Source organism: Parvibaculum sp., assembly GCF_039973015.1.
In the GTDB taxonomy this organism is placed as follows: Bacteria; Pseudomonadota; Alphaproteobacteria; order Parvibaculales; family Parvibaculaceae; genus Parvibaculum.
Genome location: NZ_JBDWLT010000008.1, coordinates 1 through 25,580, shown reverse-complemented (window position 1 = coordinate 25,580; position 25,580 = coordinate 1). Strand labels below are relative to the sequence as shown.

The following is a 25,580-nucleotide window of genomic DNA, read 5'->3' as shown; positions in this document are numbered from 1 at the left end:
CAAGTAGTATAGAGGACCCAGTAATGAAGACCCGGACCAATCAGATCAGCCGATTTATCGGGGCCGTCGCGCTTGCCATCGCCCTTTCTGCGGGAATGACCTTTACCGCTGCGCCCGTTGCGGCGCAGCAGCAGGAAGAGGCAGCCCCCGTCACGGCGGAAACACCCGAGGGTGAAGAGGCAGAGGCTGCCGCCGCGGATGCAGCCGCAGCGGAAGGCGCGGAAGGCGAAGAAGCGGCTACGGACATGGCGGCCGAAGAAGCGCCTGCCGAACCGAGCGCCGCCGAGGCCAACCCGTACGGGCTCGGCGCCTTGTGGGAGCAGGGTGACTTTGTCTCCAAAGGTACGCTCATTATCCTCGTCCTCATGTCGATGGGGTCGTGGTACGTGCTCATCACCAAGCTCTTCGAGCAGCGTCGCCTGTTCGATCAGTTCAACCGCGTGATCAAGCTCTTCGCGCCGACCGATACACTGAAGGAAGGCATCGAAGCTCTGCCCCAGCGCAACTCCTATCGCGCTATCGCGGAGAGCGGCGAGGAAGCCTATACCCAGTTCAGCAAGGGGCTGAGCAGTGAGGTCACGCTTTCCGATTGGTCCACCGCTGCGCTCAATCGCGGCGTCGATGCGCTTGCGGCCAAGCTCCAGGGCGGGCTCGCCCTGCTTGCGACCGTTGGCTCCACCGCGCCTTTCGTCGGCCTGTTCGGCACGGTATGGGGCATCTATCACGCGCTGGTAGCGATCGGTGTTTCGGGGCAGGCCTCGATCGACAAGGTTGCAGGGCCGGTCGGTGAGGCCCTGATCATGACGGCCATCGGCCTTGCCGTCGCCGTTCCCGCGGTACTCGGCTACAACCTGCTGACCCGCCGCAACAAGGGCGTTATCTCCCGCGCGCGCCGCTTCGCAACGGAAGTTCATCTCCGCATCCTCTCGGGCAAGGTCGCCTGAGACGGGCACTGAAGAAACGGAGATACTGAAATGGCGATGAATGTCGGGACTGAAGGTGAAGAAGACGAGGTGATGTCGGCGATCAACACCACGCCGCTCGTCGATGTGATGCTCGTTCTGCTCATCATCTTTCTTATCACCATCCCGGTGGCGATCCAGACGGTGCCCGTTGAGTTGCCGAAGGCGAGCAGCGAGGTCAACCAGACGCAGCCCGAGAACATCACTCTCGCTGTCGACAAGGACGGCAAGACATTCTGGAACGCGACATTTGTCGGGAGCCGGGAAGAGATGCTGGAGCGGTTGATCGCGATTGCGAAAATGGAACCCCAGCCGGAAATTCAGGTGCGTGGCGATCTTGCCGTGCGTTTCGAGGCTGTGGGCCGCCTGATCCTCGACATACAGAGAGCGGGCATCCAGAAAGTCGGTTTCATCACCGAACCCGTTCAGGGTAATTGAGGAGAACGCGCCATGGCGATGAATGTCGGAACCGGCGGTGACGAAGACGAACCGATGATGGAGATCAACACCACGCCGTTGATCGACGTGATGCTGGTTCTGCTGGTCATGCTCATCATCACGATCCCGCTACAGACGCATGCAATCAAGCTCGACATGCCGCAGGCGGTGACGACGGAGGTCAACGAAGAGCCTTCCATCGTACAGCTCGTCGTCGATGAATACGGGCTCGTGAGCTGGAACGGAGAGGAACTGCCCGACATGGTGGCTCTGGAGGCGAAGTTTGCGGGCGCGGCCGACGCCACGATCCAGCCGGAAATCCATCTGCGGCCGAACCGCATGGTTGAGTACGACCATGTGGCCAAGGTGCTCGCCGCCGCCCAGCGTCTCGGCGTCACGAAAATCGGCTTCGTCGGCAACGAACAATATATCGATTAGAGGACAAGCTTCTTTCTTGCCGGCCTGAGCTAGGTTGGCTTCAACAAACCGCCTTTGGACCAGATGGTCTCCATATGAGCGAGGCGTGTCACAACGCTTTCATCCATTTGCTTGGACACAGCGTCAAGCAGATAGCTAAGCAGGGCTGTCAATCCTGTCTTGCTGTCGAAAAGGCCACAGGTAGCCTGTGACACGCGAAAATTCGTTTCGCTTCGAGTTGCTATCACGTTGAAAGGGCCGTCGGTGATCGCAATGGTGCGTAGCCCCATGCCGCATGCCATATTGTGCGTCTCCACGACCCAGCTTTCATTGCGCTGCGCATCCATCGTGAGAAGGACGTCATCGGATTCAGCTCTGCCCAGTTCGCTTGCCACGCGGAAAGGCGAGCCCTGCAAGTGATATACACGCGGGCGCATTATTCGCAGGAAGTCGTGGAGCGTAATCGCGGACCCCACCCATTGCTCACTCGATAGAATGAATATCCGCCTGCTGGTATCGGTGAGAAGCTCCACCGCCCGTTTCAGATCCTGCTCGTCGATCGCCGACAAGGTTTCGGTGACGTTCAGCGTTTCGATCTCGATCCAGGCTGCGATGTCATGACGTGCGGCCGGATCCTGCGCGCGTTTGTAGGCGGATGAAATTTGGGTCGAGATATCCCGGCGCATGCTGGCTTGAAGTTCGCTAAACCCCGTAAATCCGAGTTTGGCGGCGAAACGGACGATGCTGGGCGCCGATGTCTCCGCCGCCTGCGCCACGCTTGCTGCCGTCCCGAAAGCGATCAGTTCCGGGTCATTGGTCATGATGCGCGCAATCCGCTGCTCGGTTGCCGTCAGATGAGCCGCGAGTTCCTCAAGCCGGGTGAAAATAGTTTCTGTAACAGGCATTACATTCTTTCTCAAGATGTAATGATCATTATAGTTCAGATCACCCATCTCACAAGCACGCGGAACACCGGCACACATGAATGAAGACACAATCGTTCGCATTGAGCTGACTGAAGTCGCCATTCCTTTCAAAAAGGAGGTTCAGGAGGTCATGCAGGGTTCCGGCAACGGATTGGGCATGGCCATCCCTGCGGAGGAGCCTTGGCTCGGAGGCGACTTCGTGATCTGCCGCCTTTTCAGCGCGTCAGGCAAGGCCGGCATGTCGGAAGCCTTTGTCTGGCTGCCCGAATCCGGCGTCTCTCCCCGCGGGATCGTCGAGACCATTCAAGATGACATGGCGCCGTTCGTGCTCGGCGAATCTGCGTTCAATACCGAGCGGCTGATGACGCGCCTCAACAATAATGTGGCGCGCAATGAAATTGCCAAGGGATTGCTGGACTCAGCCTGCTTCGAATTGAAGGCGCATCTGGTGGGGCGCTCGGTCGCCGATCTTCTCGGCGGTGCGCAGATACGTGAACTGCCGCTTGCTGCGCTCGTTCCCCTTCATAACGACACGGCGACGATGGTTTTCCTGGCTAAACATTGGCGCGAGCAGGGAAGTCGCACCATTCGCGTGAAGCTCGGCGAGAGCATTGAGCGTGACGTGGAGATCATGGGCGCAATGCGTGAAGCCCTCGGCAACGAGGTGCGTCTGCGGGTCGACTACAATCAGGCTTATTCAACATGGGACGCGATCACCGCTATCAATGCGATCGAACACTTCCGCATTGAAGTGGCGGAGCAGCCGGCAAAGGCATCCAATTACCTCGCCATGGCGGAGGTTCAGAAGCGGGTAAATGTGCCGCTTATGGCGCATGAAGGCTGCTTCTCGCTTGACGAAATTCATCAGCTCCACGCGCTTGGTGCCATCGGCGCCATCGGTATTAATGGCGAACGTCCGGGAGGCCTCAGCGCTGCGGTTCGCGCGATCCATTTCGCCGAACAGAACGGACTGGGTGTGGTCCTGCACAACCAGCCAGCTGGCCTTGGGTCGGTCTGGCAAGCGCATTTGGGTGCCGCCTTCCACTCATCCTTGCATTACGACATGGAGCTTTTCGGCCACGTGATGCTGGAACACGACCTGCTGAAAGCACCCCTGAACTATAGCGGCGGGACCCTGACCTTGCCGGAGGGAGCGGGATGGGGGGTGGAGCTCGATATCGATGCGCTGGACCGTTATTCGGTGCGGCCGACGACTGTAATCGAGTAGATGGGAGACCAGATCATGATCGATCCCGCCGAGATGGCTGAGCGATATCGGAATGCCCGCGATCTCTTTCTGTCAAATGCACGTTTGGCGAAATGGGAGATATGCAGCATCCCCCATCCGCTGCAGGGCCCCTGCGAAATCGATCTTTTCACGGACGTTGCGTATTGTGGAAACGTCGAAAGCACAAATCTGCTGATGGTGTCCTCGGGAACGCACGGTATTGAGGGGTATCTCGGATCGGAAATCCAGAGCCGCCTTCTTGCAGACGATGTGATGGCCGTGGACCGGGCGGACCGTCATGCCGTGATGGTGCATGCGGTCAACCCCTATGGTTTTGCATGGCATCGCCGCGTCAATGAAGACAATGTCGACCTCAACCGCAACTTTGTCGACTTCGGCTTACCTCTGGCGGTCAATGAAGGCTACGAAGAGTTTCGCTCAATCCTGAATCCCGTCGAATGGGATGATGAGTATGAGGTGAAGCTCAAGGCCGAGGCGGCCCGCGCCCTGGAAAGAATGGGGCTCGGGGCGCTTTTCAAGGCGGTCAGCGGCGGGCAGTACGAACATCCTTCCAGTGTTCAGTATGGCGGCAATGCGCCCACCTGGTCGCGGCGTACAATGGAAGATATCTGGGTTCGGGCCGTGGCGGGGAAACACCGCGTCACCCAGATCGATCTTCATACTGGCCTCGGCTCTCCCGGCGAGGGCGTGCTCATGACCTACGGCACGGAGGAGCAGTCACGCATAAAGCGTGCTCGGGACATGTGGCAGGAGATTCTCGTTTCGCCGCCCGCGGACACCGGCGATGTTCTCGCCAAGGGGGTTCTTGGGCCCCATCTCGAAAGCCTCGCTTCCGGCCGGGATGTTCTCGCCGTGGTTTTGGAATACGGCACGAAGGATCCCGTCGAAGTGTTGTGCGCCATCGTCGCTGACAACTGGCTTCATCATCATGCTGAGGTCGATAGCGAACGTGGTGCGCAGATCAAGCAGCTGATGCTCGATGCCTTCTATCTGGACGATATCTCCCTCAGAGAGAAGGCCTATCTGCGCGCAAAAGAGGTGGTCATCGCTGCAGATGCCGCAGGCTGAACGCCCATCATGACCTCATATGCATCTGTTTCGGATCTGATACGCAGAGAAGCCCCCGGTCACCCGCTTCTCTGCTTCTCGCCCGGCTCCATTAAAAAGCGGGTCGAACAGTTCCTGGCGCATTTTCCGGGTGAAACCGGCTGGGCGGTGAAGTCCAACCCGCATCCGCTGGTCGTGCGCGCGGTCGTCGATGCGGGTATCGGGACATTCGACGTTGCATCGCGCCACGAGATCGATCTCATCTTGCGGCATTGTCCTTCCGCGACATTGCACTTCAACCACCCTGTCAAGGCACAGGAAGACATTGTCTATGCGTGGCATTCCGCCGGCATTCGAAGCTTCGCGATCGACTGTATGGAAGAGCTTGAGAAAATAGACGCCGTTCTCGATGGAGCCGGTGAGACCGCCCGGCGCGACACCGTTCTGACGGTCCGCTTCAGAAATACAAGGCCGGCGGGCACGGGCAACTACTGCTTCGACGAGAAATTCGGTGCGCACGCCAGTAAAGCGGTCGGCCTTTTGAGGTTTGCCGACAGCCTTGGCTACCGAACCGGCCTGACTTTTCACCCGGGCTCGCAGAATCGCGACCCGGAGAGCTATGCCATGCTGATCGATCTGGGGCGCAGCATCGCAGCGGAGTCTTTCGCACAAGGCACAGCCGCACTCGCACACATCAATGTCGGTGGCGGATTTCCCTGCTCCTATCCAGGCGGTCTTGAGCCCGCACTGAAGATTTATTTCACAGCAATAGGGAAAGCGGCGTCATCCATCGCCTGTCCTCTCATATGCGAACCCGGCCGCGCGATGGTCGCGGAGAGCGCGAACCTCCTTGCCAGGATCAATCTCCGGCGCAAGGACGATCCCCGCCTTTATATCAATGAGGGCATATACGGCTCTTTCATGGAGACTCCATTCGTGGATTTCCAGCCCCCTGTCCAGGCCTACTCCGCGGATGGAACGCCGTTTCCAGAGGCAGGGCCTTGCGACGATTTCCAGATATGGGGGGCGACATGCGACAGCCTGGACAGACTGCGGAAACCTGTATCCCTGCCATCGGCCATCGCTACGGGAGACTTCATCGAGTTCGGGATGATGGGTGCCTATACAAATGCCACGGCAACGCACTTCAACGGCATCGAGCCGGCCGGGCTGATAGCCGTTACTGAAATCACCTCCTGGCCGACCGGTACGACGACCGCCACGCGAAGCCATTGCGAATAGTGAGAGATATGTCCCAGCGAAACACCAACAAGACAGGTGAGGCGGCTCTGTTGATCAATGCAGAGATACTGTCCATGGATGACAATCGGACGGTCGCGAATGCCATGATCTATCAAGACGGTCTCATCCGCTTTATAGGAGATGAAACTGAAGCACGGCGATGGCTTTCGAGGATGGGGTGCCCCGTCCGCGAGATCGACGGTGAAGGCTGCTGCGTACTCCCGGGTTTCATTGACACCCATCTTCACCCCATCATGCTTTCCATTTTCGAGATAAATGCGGATCTTGGCGAGGTGTCCTCCATAGAAGAGGTCGTCCGCATCCTCTCTGGAAAAGCGGCTTCGATTGAGCCCGGCGAGTGGCTGTTGGGGCTGCAGCTCGACGAGCAGCGTTTCTCCGAAACGGGTCTGCCAGACCGGCATGTTCTCGACCGGATATGTGCCGGCAATCCTCTCGTCATTTTCTGCAGGGACGGTCACAGCCTGACGGCGAACTCGGCTGCGCTCCGCGAGGCAGGGATTGCTGACGCTCCACAGGAAATCGAAGGGGGAACGATAGAGGTCGATGCAGACAACATTCCGACCGGTGTGTGCCGCGAGGCAGCGGTCGGTATTGTGATGAAGCGGTTTAAGCCGCCGGGAGAAGCGCAGCTCATGACGGCGACAAGGGAGGCAATTTGCAAGCTTGCCGCCCATGGCATCACCTCCATTGGTGCGATCCTGCAAACGGATGAGGAGGGGCCCGGTGGCGCAAGTGGCCGGCGCGAAAGCCTGATGATGGCCGCGCTGGCGCCCGATCTGCCATTGTCGATTTACAATATCTTCATTGGCTCGAACCCCTCCGGTATTTCCCGCATTGAAGCCGACGGCAGGACCGAGCCCTTTGCGGATATCAAACATCGCGCCTTCAAGATATTCTCGGACGGCACGCTCGGCTCCTGTACCGCTTGCATGCATCAGGGGTTTTTCGACCATCCTGAGAAAACGGGTTATCTGACGCTCGGTCTCGACGAACTTTATCGGCGGATGAGGGATGCGCATCTCCTGGGGTTTCAGGTCTGCATTCACGCCATTGGCGACAAGGCGGTCACGACCTGCATCGACCTCTATGAGAAATTGCTAGAGGCACACCCCCGTGAAGACCACCGGCATCGCATCGAGCACGCCTCGGTGGTCTCGCCAGGGGATATTCCCCGTCTCGCGAAACTTGGCCTCGTGCTGAGTTGCCAGCCTCTGTTCATCCGCTCGGAGGCACAGTGGTTGCCTCAGCGCCTGGGGCCGCAGCGTCTGCCTATGACCTATCCGTTTCGCTCCTTTTTCGAGTCAGGCGTTGTGATTGCGGGGGCGTCCGATGCGCCCATCGAAAGTACCAGCGTACTCGCGGCCATCGAATGCTGCGTCACGCGAGACGGCTTTACGCCAGAGCAGGCGCTGACTGTCGATCAGGCGATTTCGATGTATACGCGCAATGCCGCTTTCATCCAGTTCGAGGAAGCGGAAAAAGGAACGCTTGAGCCCGGCAAGCGGGCGGACTTCGTGATGCTCGACGAAAATCCGCATCGTGTCGTCCCTCACGATATCGGCAAGATCAGTCTTGTCCGCACCGTTCGGGGCGGAGAGGTGACATTCGAACGGTAGGTCCCGCTCCACTATTCTGCGACATATTCCTCATCTGTAATCTGTACGCAAAAAGAGCGCTCCCCCGATCGCCTCGGATTTTCACGTACACCGAAGTGCATTGGGGGATACAACAGCGTAAACTGGGCTTCTTGAAGGTTCTCCGAAGCTCGGTAAGCTATTGAACACGCTGACAAACAGAATCTCCATCGCGCCCATGATGGATTTGAACGAGTTGCCTTTGTCTCAACAGCTTAGGCGGCGCCGTGTACTCAGCGTGTGCGGTGATAGAGATGCACAAGCGGTGCTCGCGTTGATGAGCGCGTCACGCGAGCGATTGCCGTTCGCCGCCAACGGAGTAGAGGTGTTCTTGGCTATTGTGCGCTGAATTGTATCCGTGAGGCCGCTATACGAAACTCGTCGACACCTCGCCGAGCCCCTGATCGAAGCGGCAGACGAATTCGTCTCCGACCTCGACGGGAAGCACTCGCACGAAGGAGCCGGTGAGGATCGTGTCGCCTGGTTCGAAGGAGGTGCCGAACTCGCCGAGCTTGTTCGCAAGCCACGCGACTGCGGTCACCGGGTTGCCGAGCACGGCGGAAGCCTCACCTTCGAGCTCTTTGATCCCGTTCCGGCTGATCTCGCCCTTGACGCGGCGAATATCGATCTGGTCGAGACGGCACGGATTGGCGCCGAGAACGACCGCGCCGCAAAAGGCGAGGTCCGCTATGTTGTCGATCACGCTGAGACCCGGACCGCGCTCGACGCGGAAGTCCACGATCTCGATGGCCGGCAGGACGAAGTCGGTCGCGCGGATGACGTCGACGGGCAGAACGCCGGGGCCCTTTAACGGCTCTTTCATCACGAAGGCGATCTCCATTTCGATCATCGGTGCGAAGAAACGCGACATCGGGATGGGTGTTGCCTCGGGGACGAAGAAATCGTTGGTGACGGCGCTGAAGTCCGGCTCGGTCGTGCCCGAGAACTCCTGCATCGCTTTCGAGGTGAGGCCGACCTTGTAACCTTTCACCTTGCCACCCTGCGCGACTTTCTGCGCAACGAAGGCCTGCTGGATGCGGTAGGCATCCTCGACTTCAATGTCGGGCCAGGTCTTCGAGGGAAGCGGCATGGGCTGCCGGGTCCGGTATGTCTCGAAGAGACGGGCGACGATCTCGTCGCGGTCCGATTGCCCGAGCATGTCAGTTTTCCTTCTTCTGTGTGGACTTCACGGCTTCGAGATCGCCGCGTGCCGCCATAGCCAGTGCGTTGATGTCCGTGGTGGTGGAGATCATCTGGAAGCCTTGTCCGATGCGGAGCGGTGCGACCTTCGCATTGGAGAGAACGGCGGTTGCTATGCCGGCCGAGCGCGCGGCGGCGGAGACGCGTGCAATGGCCTCATCGAAGGCAGGCTTGCCGTCATTGTCGCCCGGCGGCAGGCCGAGTGCGATCGAGAGGTCGAAGGGGCCCACAAACAGCGCGTCGACACCTGGCACGGTGGCGATCTCCTCTACATTCGCGAGAGCCTCGGGCGTTTCGATCATGGGAATGACGGCGATGCGTTCATTCGCTTCCATGAAATAGCCCGGTCCGTCTCTCTGCCCGACACGCACGGGGCCGAAGCTGCGCCGTCCCTTTGGCGGATAGAGGCAAGCGTCGACGGCGCGCCTTGCATCTTCTGCCGTCTGGATCATCGGAATGACGATACCGAGCGCGCCCGCATCCAGCATGCGTCCGATGATACCGGGATCGTTCCACGGCACACGGACGACGGGCAGGGCGGGGGTGAGGTCGATGGCGCGGATCATCTCGAGCGCCGTCTCGTAATCCATGCAGCCATGCTGCATATCGACCAACGCCCAGTCGAAACCGGCGCGGCCCAGCGCTTCCGCCGTCAACGGTTCGGGGATCATGCACCAGGCGCCGAGCGTAACCTCGCCGGACGCCCAGCGCGATTTCAAGGATGTGTTCATGATGAGCTCCCCGCATGTCGCGACCTTCACGGGCCGCTAATTACTGAGTGTCATCATAAATGATGAAAGTCAATAATGCATGGGCGGGCTCGACGGACTCAGGCCTTTGCCGGTCGCCGTTTGCGTGTACCGCCCGCCTCGGGGGCAGTAGGGCGCAGTCCGTCGATCGCCAGAATGAACTTGACGCGCAGTCGTTTCAGAAAAGCCTGCTTGGTTGTCTGGCCGCTGAGCCAGCCGATGAGGCCGAGATAATAGATCCCGAAAAGACTCTCGCCCGCCAGCATCGGGTCGATATCGGACCGAAGTCCTTCCCGGTCGCGCGCCCCGGCGATGAGGTCGCCGATCCCGCTGTAGATGATACGCATGAGGGTGCGTACATCTTCCCGGCGCTCCGGCCGGGAAAGGATCGTGATTTCGCGTATCAGTGCGCGCGCCAGCGGAACGTCACGGTTATGATAGGCGACCATCGCTCCAAAGACCTGCATGAGCTGGTCGACAAGCGGCGTTGCTGGAGACACTTTGCGAAAGGCCGCCCGCGACGTCTCGATCATCTCATCCTTGAAGACCATGATGAGCAAGTCTTCCTTGGTCTTCGCGTAAAGGAAAAGGGTGCCGGTACCGATATCTGCCCGCTCGGCAATTTCCTGCGTCGTCGTTTCGGCGAATCCCTTTGCGGCGAAAAGATCGCGCGAGGCCGCGAGGATGCGGTCGAATTTTTCCTGCTTGTTGCGTTCGCGGCGACCCATAGGGGGCACCTTCTCTGCCCCGCGCGTCACTGCCTGCTTCTTCGCCGCCTTTGTCACGCCGAGCCCGCCCCTTCCTGCGAATCCGTAAGGAATTTCGATAGGGCAACAACTTGGCCGATCGTTCCGCATTGTCAATCGCGCCCTTCATTTCCGCAGCATGCATTTCGCTTGACTCAAGAAATGAATATGAGTGTAGTCATAAATGAATTGAATCACAAATGGCGCGCCAGCGAGGGTGCCGCCGACACTAGGGAGGGGATCGCGCCATGCCGGCACGCACGGGAGAAGAGTTTTTGAAGGGCTTGAGAGGCAGCCGGGAGATCTGGCTCGGCTCCGAGAAGGTCACCGATGTTGTCAACCATCCTGCTTTCGCCGGCGCGGCGCGCGGCCTCGCGGGGTTGTTCGACCTTCAGCACCAGCATGCCGATGACTGCCTGATGCCGGACCCTGAGACGGGCGAGAAGATCAATGCCACGCACATGATCCCCCGTTCGAAGGACGACATCCTGCGCCGCCACAAGGCGCTGCAGCGCCACGCCGAATATACGGTCGGCGTGATGGGACGTTCGCCGGATTACATGAATGTTACCTATGCCGGCTTTGCTGGCCGCGCGGACGAATGGGGCGCGAACGGAAACGAAGAGGGCGCGGAGAACCTCGTCAACTATCAGAAGTTCCTGCGCCGTAACGACATCTCCCTTACCCACACCATCATTCACCCGACCATCGACAAGGCAGGTGGCGATATCGTTGGGCCGCCGAATGAGGTGCCATTGCACAAGGTTGGCGAAACGGAGTACGGCATCATCGTGCGCGGTGCCCGCGTGCTGGCCACGCTCGCCCCCTTTGCGGATGAGCTTGCTGTATATCCGGCTCATCCGGTGCGGCCGGACGCGCATGATTATGCGCTCGCCTTCTGTATCCCGATGGATACGCCGGGGCTCAAATTCATCTGCCGCGACAGCTGCGCCGGCACGCTCAACGTGCACGACCATCCGCTATCCTCGCGCTTCGACGAACAGGACGCCTTCGTAATCTTCGATGATGTCGAGGTGCCGCACGACCGAATCCACATCAACTGCAACGTCGAGGTATACAACCAAGTCATGTCGACTGGCTGGTTCCCGAACGTCACGCAGCAGGCCATGATCCGTGCCCAGACGAAGCTCGAATTCGCCTGGGGTGTCGCAACGCGTATGACGGAAGCGGTTGGCGGTCTGCAGCCGCCATCGATCCAGATGCTCGGCGAACTCTGGAGCTATGGCGAATTCGCCCGTTCCTGCATTCAGATGGCGGAAGAGAATGCCTATGAATTCGGCAACGGCGTCTGGTTCCCGCATGGCGCGCCGATGACGGCGTTGAAGTCGATGCTGCCGACCTGGTTTCCCCGCGTGAACGAGATCATCCGGCTGCTCGGTTCGCACAATCTGCTTGCCGCACCGACCGAAGCGCAGCTCGCAAACCCTGAACTGCGTCCGCTCATCGAGCGTTACATGCATGGCGCAAACGGCATCGATGCGGAGACGCGCAGCCGGCTCTTCCGTCTCGCCTGGGACTTCACAGGTAGCGCGCTTGCAAGCCGCGGTGAACAGTATGAGCGTTTCTATCTGGCGTCGGGCGCGCGCAACCAGCAGGTCGCGCATATGATCGCCGATCGCGCCCGCGCGGACAGACTGGTCGATCGCTTCATCAAGGAAGACAAGCCGCTGGCCCCGGCGGTGAAATTCGCGGAGGCCGTATGATGAGCGGCAACACCGTGAAAGTCGCGGGCGTCGATGTTTCCACCGATCACTGGATCGACGGTAGACGCGTTTCCTCGAAGGAGAAGTTCCCTGACTTCTCCCCCATCGACGGCTCGCATCTCGCGGATGTATCGGCGGGTGGCAAGGCGGAAGCGGATGCGGCGGTCGCATCCGCACGCAAAGCCTTCCCGGTATGGGCAGCACTCGGGCCCAAGGGAAGGCTTCCGATCCTCAAGAAATTCGCCGAGGGCTTGAAGGCCCGGGTCAATGAGTTGGCCGCGGTCGAAACGATGGACAACGGCTCACTCCTCATGGGCAACGTCCATCGTGTCGTTCCGCGCGCCGCGCAGAACATCGAGTTCTTCGCCGACTGGGCAATGACGCTTGACGGGCATTCGATCGACTCGCCCGAAGTCGTGAACCATGTGAAATACGACCCGGCGGGCGTGGCGGTCCTCATCACGCCGTGGAACGCACCGCTGATGCTGACCACCTGGAAGATCGGCCCGGCGCTCGCCGCCGGCAACACCATTGTCGTGAAGCCGCCGGAATGGGCCCCTCTCACCTGTTCGCTCATGGCGGACATCGCGCATGAGGCGGGCATACCTGCTGGTGTGTTGAATGTCGTACAGGGGATTGGCGAGGAAGCGGGCGACGCTCTCGTGAACCATCCCGGCGTCGACCGCATCAGCTTCACGGGCTCGACCGATACCGCAAAAATCATCGGTCAGGCGGCGGCGCGATCCATCACGCCGATGAGCGCGGAGCTCGGCGGAAAGTCTCCCTTCATCGTCTGCGCCGACGCCGATCTCGATGCCGCCGCGCAAACCGTTGCCGCTCAGTACATGAACGCCGGTCAAGTCTGTCTGGCGGGCACGCGCATCATGGTGGAGAAGAAGGTCGAGGAACAGTTCCTCGAAAAGGTGCGCGGCGCCGCCGCCCACATGACGGTCGGCGATCCGCGCGACAAGGATACGCGGGTCGGGCCGCTGATCCACAAGGAGCATTTCGAGCGCGTCGCGGGGTTCGTTGAGCGGGCGAAGGCCGACGGCGCTGTACCGCTCTGGGGCGGGGGCCGTTCCAATTTCGGCGACCTCTACTTCGAACCCACGCTCTTTGCCGATGTGAGCCCCGATTTCGAGATTTCGCAGCGCGAAGTCTTCGGTCCGGTTCTCACCTGGCAGAGCTTTTCCTCCGACGATGAGGTGGTCAAACTCGCGAACAACACGCGCTACGGCCTCGCGGGCACGCTGTTCAGCCGCAGCGAAAAGCGGGCGATGGATATCGCCTCGCAAGTCGTCGCCGGGACGATCTGGGTCAACTGCTTCTTCGTTCGCGACCTTGCCGCGCCGTTCGGCGGATCGAAGGACTCGGGCATCGGGCGTGAAGGCGGCGTCTGGAGCTTCGACTTCTACACCGACATAAAAAACATATCGGTCCGCAAAGGATCGTTCGCTTGAGGGAGGAAATCATGGCGGTAGAAGTCACGGAACTGGGTTATGTCACGCTCGGCGTCAGCAATCTTGCTGCGTGGGAGGAATATGCCTCTCAGGTTCTGGCCCTTGAGGTCAGGCCGGGCGAAGACGAGAAAACGCGTTATCTGCGGATGGACTACTGGCACCACAGGATCAAGCTCGTCGAAAATCCGGCGGACGATCTTCTCGTCATGGGGCTCCGTCTTGCGGGTGTGCTGGAGTTCCGCGAAATGGCTGACCGTCTCAAGGCTGCGGGAGTCGACGTCCGGATCGGCAGTCACGAGGAGGCTGAAGCACGTCATGTGCTTGAGGTCATGTTCCTGGCAGACCCGAACGGGTTTGCCATCGAGCTCTTCCATGGTCCGCTCGTCCAGTATGACCTTCCCTTCCATCCGGGAAGAAGGATGCATGGCGGATTCAAGACGGCAGGCGGTGGCTTCGGTCACATGATGCTGAACCGGCGCGCCGGTTTCGAGGAGCTGCATGCATTCTACTCGCTGCTCGGAATGCGTGGCGGCGTCGAATACAAGATCGCGATTCCCGGTATGCCGGAGAAGGTCGAACTGATGTTTCTTCACTGCAATACGCGCCAGCACACTCTTGCATTCGGCGAGCCGTCGGAGAAGACAATCAATCATCTGATGTTTGAAGTGGAGCGGCTTGAGGATGTCGGGCTTACGCAAGACATTGTGCGCCTGGCGCAATTGCCGGTGATCCTTGAACCGGGCAGCCATTCCAACGATCACAACTTCTCCTTCTATTTCAAGAACCCCTCCGGCTTCATGAACGAGATCGGATGGGGTGGCCGCGCACCCACCGGCCAGTCGGAGTTCTATCAGCGGGACACCTACGGCCACACGCCGATTTTCGAGAACATGAAGGGTTTCATGGTGCCGGCCTGAAGGTCCGTACCGGGACAATAATAAGGGAAGGAAAATACATGTCCGTTCTTGAAGGTCCGCGCGAGGAATGGCGGCGCATCCTGCATCAGGGAACGCCGGTCTGGGTGAAGCCGGAGGAGGGCGGCAAGCTCCGTCTCGGCGATGGTCGAACGGTGGAAGAAGCAAGCGCGGCCTATCTGCCGCCTTGCGACCCGACGAAGATCATCTGCATTCATCTGAACTACGATTCACGGCGCGTCGAGTTCAAGGCGCCACCGCTGGTTACGCCGACCTATTTTCAGAAGCCGCTGACGACGCTCAATTCTCATCGCGGCTTTCTGAACCGCCCGGCTGACTGCCAGTATCTCAACTATGAAGGCGAGATCGCGGCCATCGTTGGCAAGCCGATGCGGAATGTTGCGCCGGAAGACGTCTGGGATCATCTCGCGGGCTTCGCCCCGGCGAATGATGTTGGCGCGCAGGATTTCCGCGACACGGATGCGGGCTCGATGCTGCGTGTGAAGGGGCAGGACGGCTTCTGTCCGGTCGGACCGGGTATCGTGCGGGGCGTGGATATTCGTGAGCAGTCGGTGCGCACCTACATCAACGGCGAGAAGGTGCAGGACGGGCCGGTGAGCGAGATGACCTTCCCGATCGACTACATCTTCGCCGACCTGTCGCGGCACATCACCTTCCTGCCGGGCGATATCGTACTGACCGGCACACCCGCCAATTCGCGGCCGATGAATCCGGGCGACGTCGTCGACGTGGAGGTGACGGGCATTGGAAGCATCTCGAACACCGTTCAGGAAGTACCTGCACCGAAGCACGATGTCGGTCACAAGCCGACCGACACCGACGCGGTGCGCCGCGTGGCGCTTGGTCAGTTCTGACCGGAAGGTGAAAATGGCCAGGCCGTCCGCATTTCCGCTTGGGCGCCAATTTTCATGTGCACCGGGGAAGCATTGAGGGATACAACAGCGTAAACTAGGCTTCTTGAAGGTTCTCCGAAGCTCGGTAAGCTATTGAACACGCTGACAAATAAAATCTCCGTCGCCCCCATGATGGACTGGACGGACCGGCACGACCGGTTTTTCCTGCGTCTCATCACGCGTCATGCACTTCTATATACGGAGATGGTGACGACGGGTGCGGTGCTGCATGGGGACCGCAAGCACCTTCTCGCCTTCGACCCGTCCGAACATCCTGTTGCCGTTCAGCTTGGCGGCTCCGAACCGTCGGATTTGGCTGAAGCCGCGCGCATCGCCGCTGATTTTGGCTATGACGAAGTAAACCTCAATGTCGGCTGCCCTTCGGACCGGGTGCAATCCGGCCGCTTCGGCGCCTGCCTCATGCGCGAGCCGGATCTTGTTGCACGTTGTGTCGAGGCGATGCGGTCGGCGGTCTCCGTCCCCGTTACCGTGAAGTGCCGCATCGGTGTGGACGAACAGGAGCCGGAGAAAGCCCTCCCGGCCATGGCGCAGGCCGTTCGCGAAGCCGGTTGCGAAACGCTCATCGTCCACGCGCGCAAGGCCTGGCTTGAAGGTTTGTCGCCGAAGGAAAACCGCGATGTCCCGCCGCTCGACTATCCGCTCGTCTATCGTCTGAAACAGGCCATGCCGGACATGACCATTATCGTCAATGGCGGCATCGCGACGCTCGACGAAACGCAAGCGCATCTCGTCCATGTCGATGGCGCCATGCTCGGCCGCGCCGCCTATCAGAACCCCTATGTGCTGTCCGGCGTGGATGTGCGCTTCTACGGCGACGATCGCCCTGTTCCCTCGCGCCATGAAGTGCTTGATGCCTTCTTGCCCTATGTGCAAAGAGAATTGGCGCATGGAACACATCTTCATGCGATGACACGTCATATATTGGGGCTCTTTCAGGGGCGTCCGGGCGCACGGGCCTTCCGCCGCCACATCTCCGAAAACGCGCCGCGATCCGGCGCGAATGAGCGTGTCATTCGCGAAGCGATGGCGTTAGTAGTGGAAGAGACGGGTGGTGAAGGCCCCGGCTCGCTGGCATGTGCGGACGGGGCGTGACAAATCGCCCGTCAAACTGAACATGAATGAGAGTGTTCTTGATGTGGAACTCCGGCAAGCTCGTCTGGTCCATGTCGGAGGGTGACTGCTGAATATGCATTGGGGACAGAAAATCCGGGATTTTCTGGAAGCCGGCGGGGGGGGGTCTTTCCTGCCGAAACCGTTGGCACACCGCGGCGAATGGCGCGCAGACCTCGCCGCGATAGGCGGCAGTCCGATCTTCGACCCGCAATGGTATCTCGAACAATACCCCGATGTTGCCGCCTCGAAACTCGATCCGCTGGAGCACTTTTGCCGCTACGGCGCTGCGGAAGAGCGCGATCCCGGCCCCCTTTTCAGTGTTGCGAGCTATTGCAAGGGCCAGCCTGAACTGTTGCGCTCGGGCGAAAATGCTCTCGTCCATTATCTGAAATCCGGCGGGCGCAAGAGGGCGGTCTTCAACCGCTTTTTCCACACCGGATGGTATCTGCGCAAATATCCTCGGGTGAAAAAGAGCGGTTGTTCGCCGCTGGAGCACTACATTGAGAATGCTGCGTCGGGCAATTTCGATCCTGGTCCGCAGTTCTCCACCTCCGCCTATCTGGATGCCTATCCGTCCTTGCGGCGCTCGGGTGAAAATCCGCTTGCCCACTTCATGACGGTCGGCGCAACCGAGGACGTGCCGGCCTGTCCGGACGTGACGGACACGGACGCCGCCGCCCGTGAACGCGCCCGCACGGCACATGAGGCGTTTTTTCGCCGTTTCGGCTTTCCCCGTCTTCCCGTCGAGATTGGAGATCGCGCGGCGCTCGAACGGGCGGCTGAATATGTAGCTGCGCTTACTCCCGTCATGACGATTGACGCGGAGGAGCCCGATGTTTCGATCGTCATCCCTGTGTTCGGACAGATCCATTTCGTGTTGTCTCTGCTTGAATCCCTCGCGTGGCACCGCACGGGTTCAAGGGTCGAGATCGTCGTGGTCGACGATTGTTCGCCGGCTGCGGCTTGTGCCGGCCTGCTTGAGCGGATTCCCTGGATCAGGCTGGTGCGCAATTCCGTCAATCTTGGTTTCCTGCGCAGTTGCAACCGTGCGGTTGAGCTGGGGCGGGGAAAATATACCGTCCTTCTGAACAGCGACACGCGCGTCATCACCCGCTGGCTGGATGAACTTGTCGCCACATTCACCAGTTTTCCGCGCGCGGGCCTCGTCGGCTCGAAGCTTTTGAACGGCGATCTCAGCTTGCAGGATGGCGGCGCCATCGTCTTCAACGATGGGAGGATCAGGTTATGCGGCCGGGGGGGAGACCCCGATAACCCGTTCTGGTCCTATGCCCGTCAGGCCGATTATGTGTCGGGCGCTTCGCTCGCCATCCGCCGCGATGTCTGGAATGAATTGCGCGGTTTTGATGAAACCTTCGCGCCCGCCTATTGCGAGGATGCAGATCTCGCCTTCCGTGCCCGCGAGGCCGGGTACGAAGTCTGGTATCAGCCCGTGTCGCAGGTGATCCATCATGAAGGGGTGACGCACGGGACGGCCACGGACAAGGGCGTCAAGGCGAACCAGGTCGTCAATCTTGGAAAGTTCAGGGAACGCTGGCAGCATGTTCTGGACGGGCATGGTTCGCGCGGACCGGACAGCTACACGGAGGCCAACAGATATACCGCCGCGCCGCTTGTCGTCCTTGATCATCGCATACCGACGCCGGACAGGGACGCAGGGTCCGTTCTCGCGGACTCTCTCATTCGCGCTTATATCGAACTGGGCTGGCATGTGATTTTCGCTCCAACGAAAAGCAGACGCCCGTCTGCGGGATATGCCCGCAACTTCCGGCGGCTTGGTGTCGAATGTCTCGTCCGCCCGCATTTCCGTACCTTCACGGATGTCACCGGCCATCTCGCCCGCGTCGGGTGGATTGACTACATCCTGGCCTTCCGGGTGAATGTGCTCACCCCGGTCATGGAGGAGTTGCGGACCCGCTGGCCCGGCGCCCGCATCATCTACAACACCGTCGACCTGCATCATCTTCGCGAGAGCCGTCAGGCCGAACTCACGAATGACGATGAGATGCGCGGCGTTGCGGCGCAGACGAAGCAAATGGAGATGCGCCTTGTCGCCGATGCGGACTGCACGGTGTTCCTCGCCCCGACCGAATTCGAGATGGTCGTTCGTGAAGAGCCCGCCGCGCGAGACACCGCCCTGGTTTTCCCTTACGTCTTCAGAGTGCCGGAGAATGCGAAAAAGGGGCTCTCGCCCGCGCGCCGCCATATCGTCTTTCTCGGCGGCTTCTGTCATCTGCCGAATATCGATGCAGCGGTCTACCTGAAGGAAAGAATTTGGCCCCGGCTTCGCGAGAGACTGCCCGCCGATGCAAAGCTCATGCTTGTCGGCGCGGATGCCGGTCCCGATATTCTGGCGCTCGACGATGACCGTTTCGAGGTAAAGGGCTTCGTCCCCGATCTCGCGCCGGTTTTCGATGCGGCAAGGGTTTTCGTCGCGCCGCTTCGCTATGGTGCGGGCATCAAGGGCAAGCTCGTTCACGCTCTTGCATATGGCGTTCCCTCGGTTGCAACCTCCGTCGCGGTGGAAGGTATGGGCCTTGCCGATGGCCGCGACGTTCTTGTGGCCGATGGCGAAGAGGCGTTCTGCGACGCCGTGCTGCGCCTCTACGAAGACGAGGCATTGTGGCAGGAGCTTCAGCGCAACGGCGTTTCCTTCGTCGAGCGCAACTATTCATGGGAAAGCTGCCTGGAAAGATGCCAGACCATGCTCGACATAGCCGACCGCAGTTGGGCGCGCCGCCATGCTGCTGCCGAGCGTCTGGTCGTCTGACCTCTGCAGGACAGGTAGGAATTCCATCCACGATACTCTAGATTTGCCGCGTCCTCGGGGTTCCTCCCGTCCGTTGACCGCCAGCCGGAAGTTTTTCCATGCAGATTGAAGCCATGTCGTTCGTGGAGCTTGCGCCTTTTGCGCTCGGGCTCATTGCCACCGGTCTTGTCGCCGGTGTTCTTGCCGGTCTTCTCGGCGTCGGTGGCGGCATCGTCATCGTGCCCGTGCTCTATCATGTCTTCACGCTTCTCGGCATCGACGAGGTGGTGCGCATGCATCTCGCCGTCGGCACATCGCTCGGCACCATCGTGCTCACCTCGATCCGCTCGGTTCGCGCCCACGCAAAAAAAGGTGCAGTGGACTGGCCATTATTGAAGAGCTGGGCCACGCCCATTCTTGCGGGCGTTGCTGTGGGAACGGTGGTTGCGGCATGGGTCAGCGGCGATGCGCTTACCGGCGTCTTCGCCACCATCGCGCTTCTCGTTGCCGCCAATCTCGCCTTCGGCAAGGAAAGCTGGCGTCTCGGCACGGAGCTGCCAGGCAAGCCCGCGCAATACTCCGTTGCCGGCGTCATCGGCGCGCTCTCCGCGCTCATGGGCATTGGCGGCGGCACCTTCGCCGTCAGCTTCATGACGCTCTACGGCAAGAACCCCCGCGAAGCGGTGGCGACGTCTTCCGGCCTTGGCGTTCTTATCGCGGTTCCCGCCGTTATCGGCTTCGTGCTTGCGGGCTGGAACGATCCGCTGCTTCCGCCTTTCAGTCTCGGCTATGTGAACCTGATCGGAATCGCCTTCATCGCGCCGCTCTCCGTGCTGGCCGCGCCCTGGGGCGCCGCCATCGCCCATGCGATCAGCCACAAGGCGCTCATCCGCGCTTTCGCCTTTTTCCTGGCGCTCACATCGGCGCAGATGTTCTATCGGCTGTTCTTCGGCTAAGACCCGGGCAGAAACCAGTCCATGATCCGCGCATTCTCTTCCGGCGGATAAGTGTGGGAGAGGTCCGCGATCTCGCGATAGGTCACGTCCGCACCCGCCGCCGAAAGCTCCGACGAGGCGAGCCGCGCCATGTCGGCCACGAACATCCAGTCGAGCGCACCATGCGTGATGTAGACCGGCAGGCCGTTCAGCCGCGCCGGATCGGCGGAGCCGATGAGCATCGGGTGCCACGCGGACGAAACAGGCGCGAGATGCGTATAGGGTCCGCCCGCCAGCCCCGCCAGATAGGTGAAGGTGCCGCCATCGCTCATGCCGGTCAGCAGCACATGGGTAGCGTCGATGGTCCAGCGTTCGTTCACATGCGCCATCATCCGCGCGAGCGAGGCGCGGTCCCGCTCCGGCTCCATGAGCGACCATGTTGCGTCGAGCGATGTCGGGCTCAGCAGGATGGCCCCGCGTGAGCGCGCCGCCGCGAGCCATGTCCAGAGAAAGCCGCGTCCATGTCCGCTGCCGCCATGGCAGGCGACGATCAGCGGGTGAGGGCGATCCGCCTCATATGTTTCGGGTACATAGAGCGAAAAACCGCCGCGCTGCCCCTTCTCGTTGCCGAAATGGTGGACGCCCGTTCCTTCTTTCGCCGCGCCTTCGGCAAGCCGTTCAAGCAGCGCGGTATCGTCCCGCGCGCCTTCCTCCAGAAAGAAACGGCTCACCGGCGGCAGCATCGCGGAAACGGGGTAGAGCGCTTCCATCGCGCGTGGCCCGTGCCGCATGCCGCGATAGGCGGCGAAGACGGGCCCGCCCGGCGACGATTGATCGTTCACCGCCTCGCGCAATCCCTGGAACACGGCCTCCGTCTCGTCCGCCGCCTGGCGCACATGTGAGGCGAAGGCGGCGAGATGCTCCGGCCACGCCGCAGCGTCGAAGGCGGGCCGCGCCTCTTTCAGCTTCGTCGCCACCGGCTCCATCTGCTCGACAAGGCTTTCCAGCAGCGGCGGATGCATGTGCCGCGCAATGAAGGAAACAGCATCCATCCCCTGCAACAGCGCGGGCAGAAGCGTATCGACGGCCTCTATAAGTCTATCGCTTGAAGTTTCGCTCATGCCTTGCCTCCCGGTTTCTCGTTGCCGCGAGAGTGACCGGAGGGGCAGGGAAGGGCAAGCGCGAAGCCTGTTCAGATCTTCTGGTCGTACTCGCCGACTTCGGGCTGCGATGAGAGGTGCCTGTCTACTTCCGCGAACATGGCGCGCATGTTCGCCTCCGACGCCGGGCTTTCGACCACGACCACGAGCCCAGGCTTGTTCGATGAGGCGCGTACAAGGCCCCACGTTCCGTCTTCCACCGTCACGCGCACGCCGTTCACCGTCACGACATCGCGGATCTTCTGGCCGAGAAGCGTCTCGCCTTTCTCCGCCATGCCGGTGAAGAGCTTCACCATCCGCTCCACGACTTCGTATTTCTTCTCGTCGGGGCAATAGGGCGACATGGTGGGCGAACCCCATGTCATCGGCAGCGCCTCGCGCAGCTCCGACATTTTCTTGTCGGGGTTGCGGTCCAGCATGTCGCAAATGGCGATGGCCGAGACGAGGCCGTCGTCATAGCCGCGCCCGATCGGCGGATTGAAGAAATAGTGGCCGGACTTCTCGAAGCCCACCAGTGCGTTCAGCTCATGCGCGCGCCGCTTGATATAGGAGTGGCCGGTCTTCCAGTAGTCGGTCTTGGCGCCGTTCTTGATCAGCACGGGGTCGGTGAGGAAAAGCCCGGTCGATTTCACGTCCACCACGAATTGCGCATTCGGATATTGCGCTGAAAGATCGCGTGCCAGCATCACGCCCACCTTGTCGGCGAAGATTTCCTCGCCCGTATTGTCCACCACGCCGCAGCGGTCGCCGTCGCCGTCGAAGCCGAGGCCGACATCGGCACCCGTTTCCAGCACCTTGTCGCGCAGCGCATGGAGCATTTCCATGTCTTCCGGGTTCGGATTATAGCGCGGGAAGGTCCAGTCGAGTTCGCAGTCGAGCGGGATCACCTCCACGCCGATCCCCTCCAGCACCTTCGGCGCGAAGGCGCCCGCCGTGCCATTGCCGCAGGCCGCGACGACGCGCAGCTTGCGCTTGATCTTCGGGCGGTCGGTAAGGTCCGCGATATAGCGTTCGGCCATGTCCGCGACGCGGATATAGCGTCCGCCCTCGCGCGCCACGCCCTTGCCGTTCAGCACGATCTCTTTCAGCCGGTTCATCTCGTCCGGCCCGAAGGTCAGCGGCCGCTGCGCACCCATCTTCACGCCCGTCCAGCCGTTTTCGTTGTGGCTCGCCGTCACCATGGCAACGCACGGCACATCGAGTTCGAATTGCGAGAAATAGGCGACGGGCGAGAGCGCCAGCCCGATATCGTGCACCTCGCAGCCCGCTTCCATCAGGCCGATGATGAGCGCCTGCTTGATCGAGGCGGAATAGGAACGGAAATCGTGGCCCACCGCGATTCTCGGCGCCACGCCCATGTCGTGGATCGCCGTGCCGAGCCCGAGCCCCAGCGCCTGCACACCGACGAGATTGATCTCCTTTTCGAAGAGCCAGCGCGCGTCATATTCGCGAAACCCGTTGGGTGAGACGAGCGGCAGGTTTTCGAATTCCGGCGTGTTGGGCTTCAGGTCGGTGCGCGGCTTCAGCGTCATGTTCTCTCCGGGAGGGCAGGATTGGAGCGTTTCCAGGTCAGGTGCCTCTTTCAGAGGGCGCCTGGCCGCCGGGAAACGCGGCAACGATAAGTCTCGATGGTTCTTTATAGCGAATTTTCGGCGTAAACGGATGACAGTCTGATCCGCTATTGAAGGCCCGAATGAGGCAGGAGAATGGCGTCTCGATCAGTAGCGCAGCATCAGCCGTTCGCCTCGTACCTCGAAGGAGTCGAGCCGCCCGAGAAAGCTCATGCCGAGCAGGGATCTGTCGAGCCCGCCCTGCGAGACCGAGGCATCCACGTCGCGCAAAATGATCCCGCCCACCTTCACCTCTTTGAGCGTGATGGCGGCGGCATAGATGGTTCCGTTCGCCGTGTTGTAGGGAATGGTATAGCGCAGCGACGAAAGATCGATGCCGATCCGCTCTGCATCTGCCGTGCTGAGCGCCACGTCGCTCGCGCCCGTATCCACCATGAAACGCACATAGGTGCCGTCGACCAGCGCATCGGCATGGAAATGTCCGGTCATGTCGCGCGAGAGATAGGCCGTGCCCGGCTCGCTCGTCACCGGCGCGGAAGGCGCGAGTTCGCTGCGCAGCCGGCTTCCCATATCCGAAAAGACGTCGCGATAGGAATAGCCGATCACAAGCACGAGCCCGATCGCCACCCAGGCCAGCGCCTGCTTCAGCGCCACCCCCGCGCGCTCCCGCCAGCCCATGACGACGCTGGTGCCGACCAGCGCCAGCAGCAGCACGCCATAGACGAGGCGCATCTGCGCATTCTCGCTGTCGAGCGCACCCGGAAAGCGGTTCATCAGTAATAGCAGCAGCGCCGCGGCCCCCAGGAGCAGCAGGGCAGCCCATGTCCAGTTGTTCTGTCTCATTTGCAAGAGCCTAGCGTGTGATATTGAGAAAAGTGTAACGCGGTTTTCAGCCGGGGGTAGGCCTTGGAAGACAGGCGACAAGCCCTTATTTACATGTTAGAGTTGAGTTGTCTTTTAATTCACTTGCGTGAAAAGTGAAATGTCGAACGACCCGCAGGATAAAGTCATATCGCTGACAGGCGGCCGCAAGGTCTCTCCCGTGCCGGAAGGTGCGGCCGAGGCGGCGTCCGCGCTCGGCCTGCCGGAGTTCGAGCCCGGCTGGGTCTGGCTCGTCGGTGCAGGGCCCGGCGATCCGGGTCTTCTCACGCTTCATGCGCTCAATGCCCTCCGCCAGGCCGATGTCGTCGTCTATGACGCACTGGTGGACGAGACGGTCCTGCAATTCGCCGGTCCGCATACCACCCTCGAATATTCCGGCAAGCGCGGCGGCAAGCCAAGCCCGAAGCAGCGCGATATTTCCGCGAAGCTGGTGGAGCTTGCGAGCGCGGGCAAGCGCGTGTTGCGGCTGAAGGGCGGCGACCCCTTCGTCTTCGGCCGGGGCGGCGAAGAAGCGCTTGCGCTTGTCGATGCGGGCATTCCCTTTCGTGTGGTCCCGGGCGTTACGGCGGGTGTCGGCGGCCTCGGCTATGCCGGCATACCGGTGACGCATCGCGACGTGAACCACGCCGTCACCTTCGTCACCGGCCACATGGCGGGCGGCGATGTGCCTGAAAATCTCGACTGGCCCTCCATCGCCAAGGGCTCGCCCGTCATCGTTCTTTATATGGCGCTCTCCCATCTTGGCGAGATTTCGAAACTCCTGATTGAAAATGGCCGCCGTGCGGATGAGCCCGTCGCTCTTGTGCGCAACGCGACCTTGAAAGACCAGTCGGTCCTCGAAACGACGCTGGGCAGCGCGCAGGAAGATGTCATGCGCGCGGACTTCAAGGCGCCTGCGATCATCGTCATCGGCGATGTGGTGAAGCTGCGAGAGGGGCTCGACTGGCTTGGCGCCATTGATGGCCGGATTCTCAAGCGCGATCCGCTCAATGCCCGCGCAAGGCAGAACGCCGGTTAGGTTTTCCCGTTGCGGCAGAGGGGGCCGGGGCTTAAAGAGGACAAAACTCCTCTTTAGGGCAGGCGGATACTCATGAGCGGCGATGTAGTGAAAGACAGCAACGGCAACATCCTTGCCGATGGCGATAGTGTCATGGTCATCAAGGATTTGAAGGTGAAGGGCACGTCCGTCACCTTGAAGCGCGGCACCGTTGTGAAGAACATCCGCCTCACCGGCGACAGCGGTCACATCGAATGCAATGCCGAGAAGGTGAAGGGCCTCGTCCTCAAAACCGAGTTCCTGAAGAAAGCCTGACAGACCGCTCCCTCAAAATAAACTTGTCCCCCTCTCTTCCTCCGTACCCATATTAGTTCGATCTCGCTCCACCGAAGGGCGCGTCCGGACTGGCCGAATGCGTGGAGAGGGAACCGATCCTGCGGCGTGGGGAACAGTCCTGCGTCCCGGGCGATTTCAGGAGGTTGGCGGGTAAT

General features: G+C 60.7%; 23 protein-coding genes. 16 read left to right on the top strand and 7 right to left on the bottom strand.

Annotation, left to right across the window (positions count from 1 at the left end; all coding sequences use genetic code 11):
* Window positions 1–23: 23 nt before the first annotated feature.
* The 3 genes from ABJO61_RS06335 to ABJO61_RS06325 are packed head-to-tail and all read left to right on the top strand — an operon-like array spanning window position 24 to window position 1,838.
* Window positions 24–944 (top strand): MotA/TolQ/ExbB proton channel family protein, encoded by a 921-nt coding sequence (locus ABJO61_RS06335; protein WP_348324361.1) that lies wholly within the window; start codon window positions 24–26, stop codon window positions 942–944.
* A gap of 30 nt (window positions 945–974) precedes the next feature.
* The gene (locus ABJO61_RS06330; RefSeq protein ID WP_348324363.1) at window positions 975–1,400 is read left to right on the top strand and encodes a biopolymer transporter ExbD; all 426 of its coding nucleotides are present in this window, start codon (window positions 975–977) and stop codon (window positions 1,398–1,400) included.
* Between the two features lie 12 nt (window positions 1,401–1,412).
* Window positions 1,413–1,838, top strand: a complete 426-nt coding sequence (locus ABJO61_RS06325) for a biopolymer transporter ExbD (protein ID WP_348324365.1) — start codon at window positions 1,413–1,415, stop codon at window positions 1,836–1,838.
* A 29-nt stretch (window positions 1,839–1,867) separates the two neighbouring features.
* On the opposite strand, the gene ABJO61_RS06320 is transcribed toward ABJO61_RS06325, so the two are convergent.
* Window positions 1,868–2,770 carry a MurR/RpiR family transcriptional regulator gene (locus ABJO61_RS06320; RefSeq protein ID WP_348324367.1) on the bottom strand — a complete coding sequence of 301 codons (903 nt, stop codon included), beginning with the start codon at window positions 2,768–2,770 and terminating at the stop codon, window positions 1,868–1,870.
* 28 nt (window positions 2,771–2,798) lie between these two features.
* Here ABJO61_RS06320 and ABJO61_RS06315 point away from each other — a divergent pair, with 28 nt between their 5' ends.
* The 4 genes from ABJO61_RS06315 (at window position 2,799) to ABJO61_RS06300 (ending at window position 7,918) form a co-directional block, all read left to right on the top strand.
* Window positions 2,799–3,971, top strand: coding sequence for an enolase C-terminal domain-like protein (locus ABJO61_RS06315; protein WP_348324369.1), 1,173 nt, complete (start codon window positions 2,799–2,801; stop codon window positions 3,969–3,971).
* Between the two features lie 15 nt (window positions 3,972–3,986).
* Entirely contained in the window at window positions 3,987–5,060 is a 1,074-nt protein-coding gene (locus tag ABJO61_RS06310; RefSeq protein ID WP_348324371.1) for a DUF2817 domain-containing protein, read from the top strand.
* A gap of 9 nt (window positions 5,061–5,069) precedes the next feature.
* Window positions 5,070–6,281: a hypothetical protein gene (locus ABJO61_RS06305; RefSeq protein ID WP_348324373.1), complete on the top strand. Its 1,212-nt coding sequence runs from the start codon at window positions 5,070–5,072 to the stop codon at window positions 6,279–6,281.
* Window positions 6,282–6,355: 74 nt separating this feature from the next.
* A complete protein-coding gene (locus tag ABJO61_RS06300) occupies window positions 6,356–7,918 on the top strand; it encodes an amidohydrolase (protein WP_348324375.1) in 1,563 nt (520 codons plus the stop codon).
* Window positions 7,919–8,303: 385 nt separating this feature from the next.
* Here the strand turns inward: ABJO61_RS06300 and ABJO61_RS06295 are convergent, their stop codons facing one another.
* The 3 genes from ABJO61_RS06295 to ABJO61_RS06285 all read right to left on the bottom strand — a co-directional run bounded on the left by ABJO61_RS06295 (window position 8,304) and on the right by ABJO61_RS06285 (window position 10,670).
* The gene (locus ABJO61_RS06295) at window positions 8,304–9,095 is read right to left on the bottom strand and encodes a fumarylacetoacetate hydrolase family protein (protein ID WP_348324377.1); all 792 of its coding nucleotides are present in this window, start codon (window positions 9,093–9,095) and stop codon (window positions 8,304–8,306) included.
* 1 nt (window position 9,096) lies between these two features.
* A complete protein-coding gene (locus ABJO61_RS06290) occupies window positions 9,097–9,867 on the bottom strand; it encodes an aldolase/citrate lyase family protein (RefSeq protein WP_348324379.1) in 771 nt (256 codons plus the stop codon).
* 98 nt (window positions 9,868–9,965) lie between these two features.
* Window positions 9,966–10,670 carry a TetR/AcrR family transcriptional regulator gene (locus ABJO61_RS06285; RefSeq protein WP_348324381.1) on the bottom strand — a complete coding sequence of 235 codons (705 nt, stop codon included), beginning with the start codon at window positions 10,668–10,670 and terminating at the stop codon, window positions 9,966–9,968.
* A gap of 209 nt (window positions 10,671–10,879) precedes the next feature.
* Here ABJO61_RS06285 and ABJO61_RS06280 point away from each other — a divergent pair, with 209 nt between their 5' ends.
* The 7 genes from ABJO61_RS06280 to ABJO61_RS06250 all read left to right on the top strand — a co-directional run bounded on the left by ABJO61_RS06280 (window position 10,880) and on the right by ABJO61_RS06250 (window position 20,500).
* Window positions 10,880–12,355 (top strand): 4-hydroxyphenylacetate 3-hydroxylase N-terminal domain-containing protein, encoded by a 1,476-nt coding sequence (locus ABJO61_RS06280; protein ID WP_348324383.1) that lies wholly within the window; start codon window positions 10,880–10,882, stop codon window positions 12,353–12,355.
* Window positions 12,355–13,815: an aldehyde dehydrogenase gene (locus tag ABJO61_RS06275; RefSeq protein WP_348330984.1), complete on the top strand. Its 1,461-nt coding sequence runs from the start codon at window positions 12,355–12,357 to the stop codon at window positions 13,813–13,815. The genes ABJO61_RS06280 and ABJO61_RS06275 overlap by 1 nt, the downstream gene beginning before the upstream one ends.
* Window positions 13,816–13,826: 11 nt before the next feature.
* Window positions 13,827–14,732 carry a VOC family protein gene (locus tag ABJO61_RS06270; protein WP_348324386.1) on the top strand — a complete coding sequence of 302 codons (906 nt, stop codon included), beginning with the start codon at window positions 13,827–13,829 and terminating at the stop codon, window positions 14,730–14,732.
* Window positions 14,733–14,770: 38 nt separating this feature from the next.
* Window positions 14,771–15,604, top strand: a complete 834-nt coding sequence (locus ABJO61_RS06265; RefSeq protein WP_348324388.1) for a fumarylacetoacetate hydrolase family protein — start codon at window positions 14,771–14,773, stop codon at window positions 15,602–15,604.
* A 132-nt stretch (window positions 15,605–15,736) separates the two neighbouring features.
* Window positions 15,737–16,756, top strand: a complete 1,020-nt coding sequence (dusA, locus tag ABJO61_RS06260; RefSeq protein ID WP_348324390.1) for a tRNA dihydrouridine(20/20a) synthase DusA — start codon at window positions 15,737–15,739, stop codon at window positions 16,754–16,756.
* A gap of 163 nt (window positions 16,757–16,919) precedes the next feature.
* Window positions 16,920–19,565 (top strand): glycosyltransferase, encoded by a 2,646-nt coding sequence (locus tag ABJO61_RS06255; RefSeq protein ID WP_348324392.1) that lies wholly within the window; start codon window positions 16,920–16,922, stop codon window positions 19,563–19,565.
* Window positions 19,566–19,663: 98 nt separating this feature from the next.
* Window positions 19,664–20,500, top strand: coding sequence for a sulfite exporter TauE/SafE family protein (locus ABJO61_RS06250; protein WP_348330986.1), 837 nt, complete (start codon window positions 19,664–19,666; stop codon window positions 20,498–20,500).
* Here the strand turns inward: ABJO61_RS06250 and ABJO61_RS06245 are convergent.
* From ABJO61_RS06245 to ABJO61_RS06235, 3 genes are all read right to left on the bottom strand, one after another.
* Window positions 20,497–21,600 carry a phospholipase gene (locus ABJO61_RS06245; protein ID WP_348324396.1) on the bottom strand — a complete coding sequence of 368 codons (1,104 nt, stop codon included), beginning with the start codon at window positions 21,598–21,600 and terminating at the stop codon, window positions 20,497–20,499. The two genes, ABJO61_RS06250 and ABJO61_RS06245, sit on opposite strands and share 4 nt — an antisense overlap.
* A 71-nt stretch (window positions 21,601–21,671) precedes the next feature.
* Window positions 21,672–23,171, bottom strand: a complete 1,500-nt coding sequence (locus ABJO61_RS06240) for a phosphomannomutase/phosphoglucomutase (protein WP_348324398.1) — start codon at window positions 23,169–23,171, stop codon at window positions 21,672–21,674.
* A 186-nt stretch (window positions 23,172–23,357) separates the two neighbouring features.
* Complete coding sequence (locus ABJO61_RS06235) at window positions 23,358–24,053, bottom strand: TIGR02281 family clan AA aspartic protease (RefSeq protein WP_348324400.1); 696 nt, start codon at window positions 24,051–24,053, stop codon at window positions 23,358–23,360.
* 139 nt (window positions 24,054–24,192) lie between these two features.
* Between ABJO61_RS06235 and cobA the strand changes: the two genes are divergently transcribed.
* Together cobA and ABJO61_RS06225 are read left to right on the top strand one after the other, a co-directional pair.
* A complete protein-coding gene (gene cobA, locus ABJO61_RS06230; RefSeq protein ID WP_348324402.1) occupies window positions 24,193–25,110 on the top strand; it encodes a uroporphyrinogen-III C-methyltransferase in 918 nt (305 codons plus the stop codon).
* Window positions 25,111–25,182: 72 nt separating this feature from the next.
* A complete protein-coding gene (locus ABJO61_RS06225; RefSeq protein WP_348324404.1) occupies window positions 25,183–25,404 on the top strand; it encodes an alkylphosphonate utilization protein in 222 nt (73 codons plus the stop codon).
* Window positions 25,405–25,580: the final 176 nt, after the last annotated feature.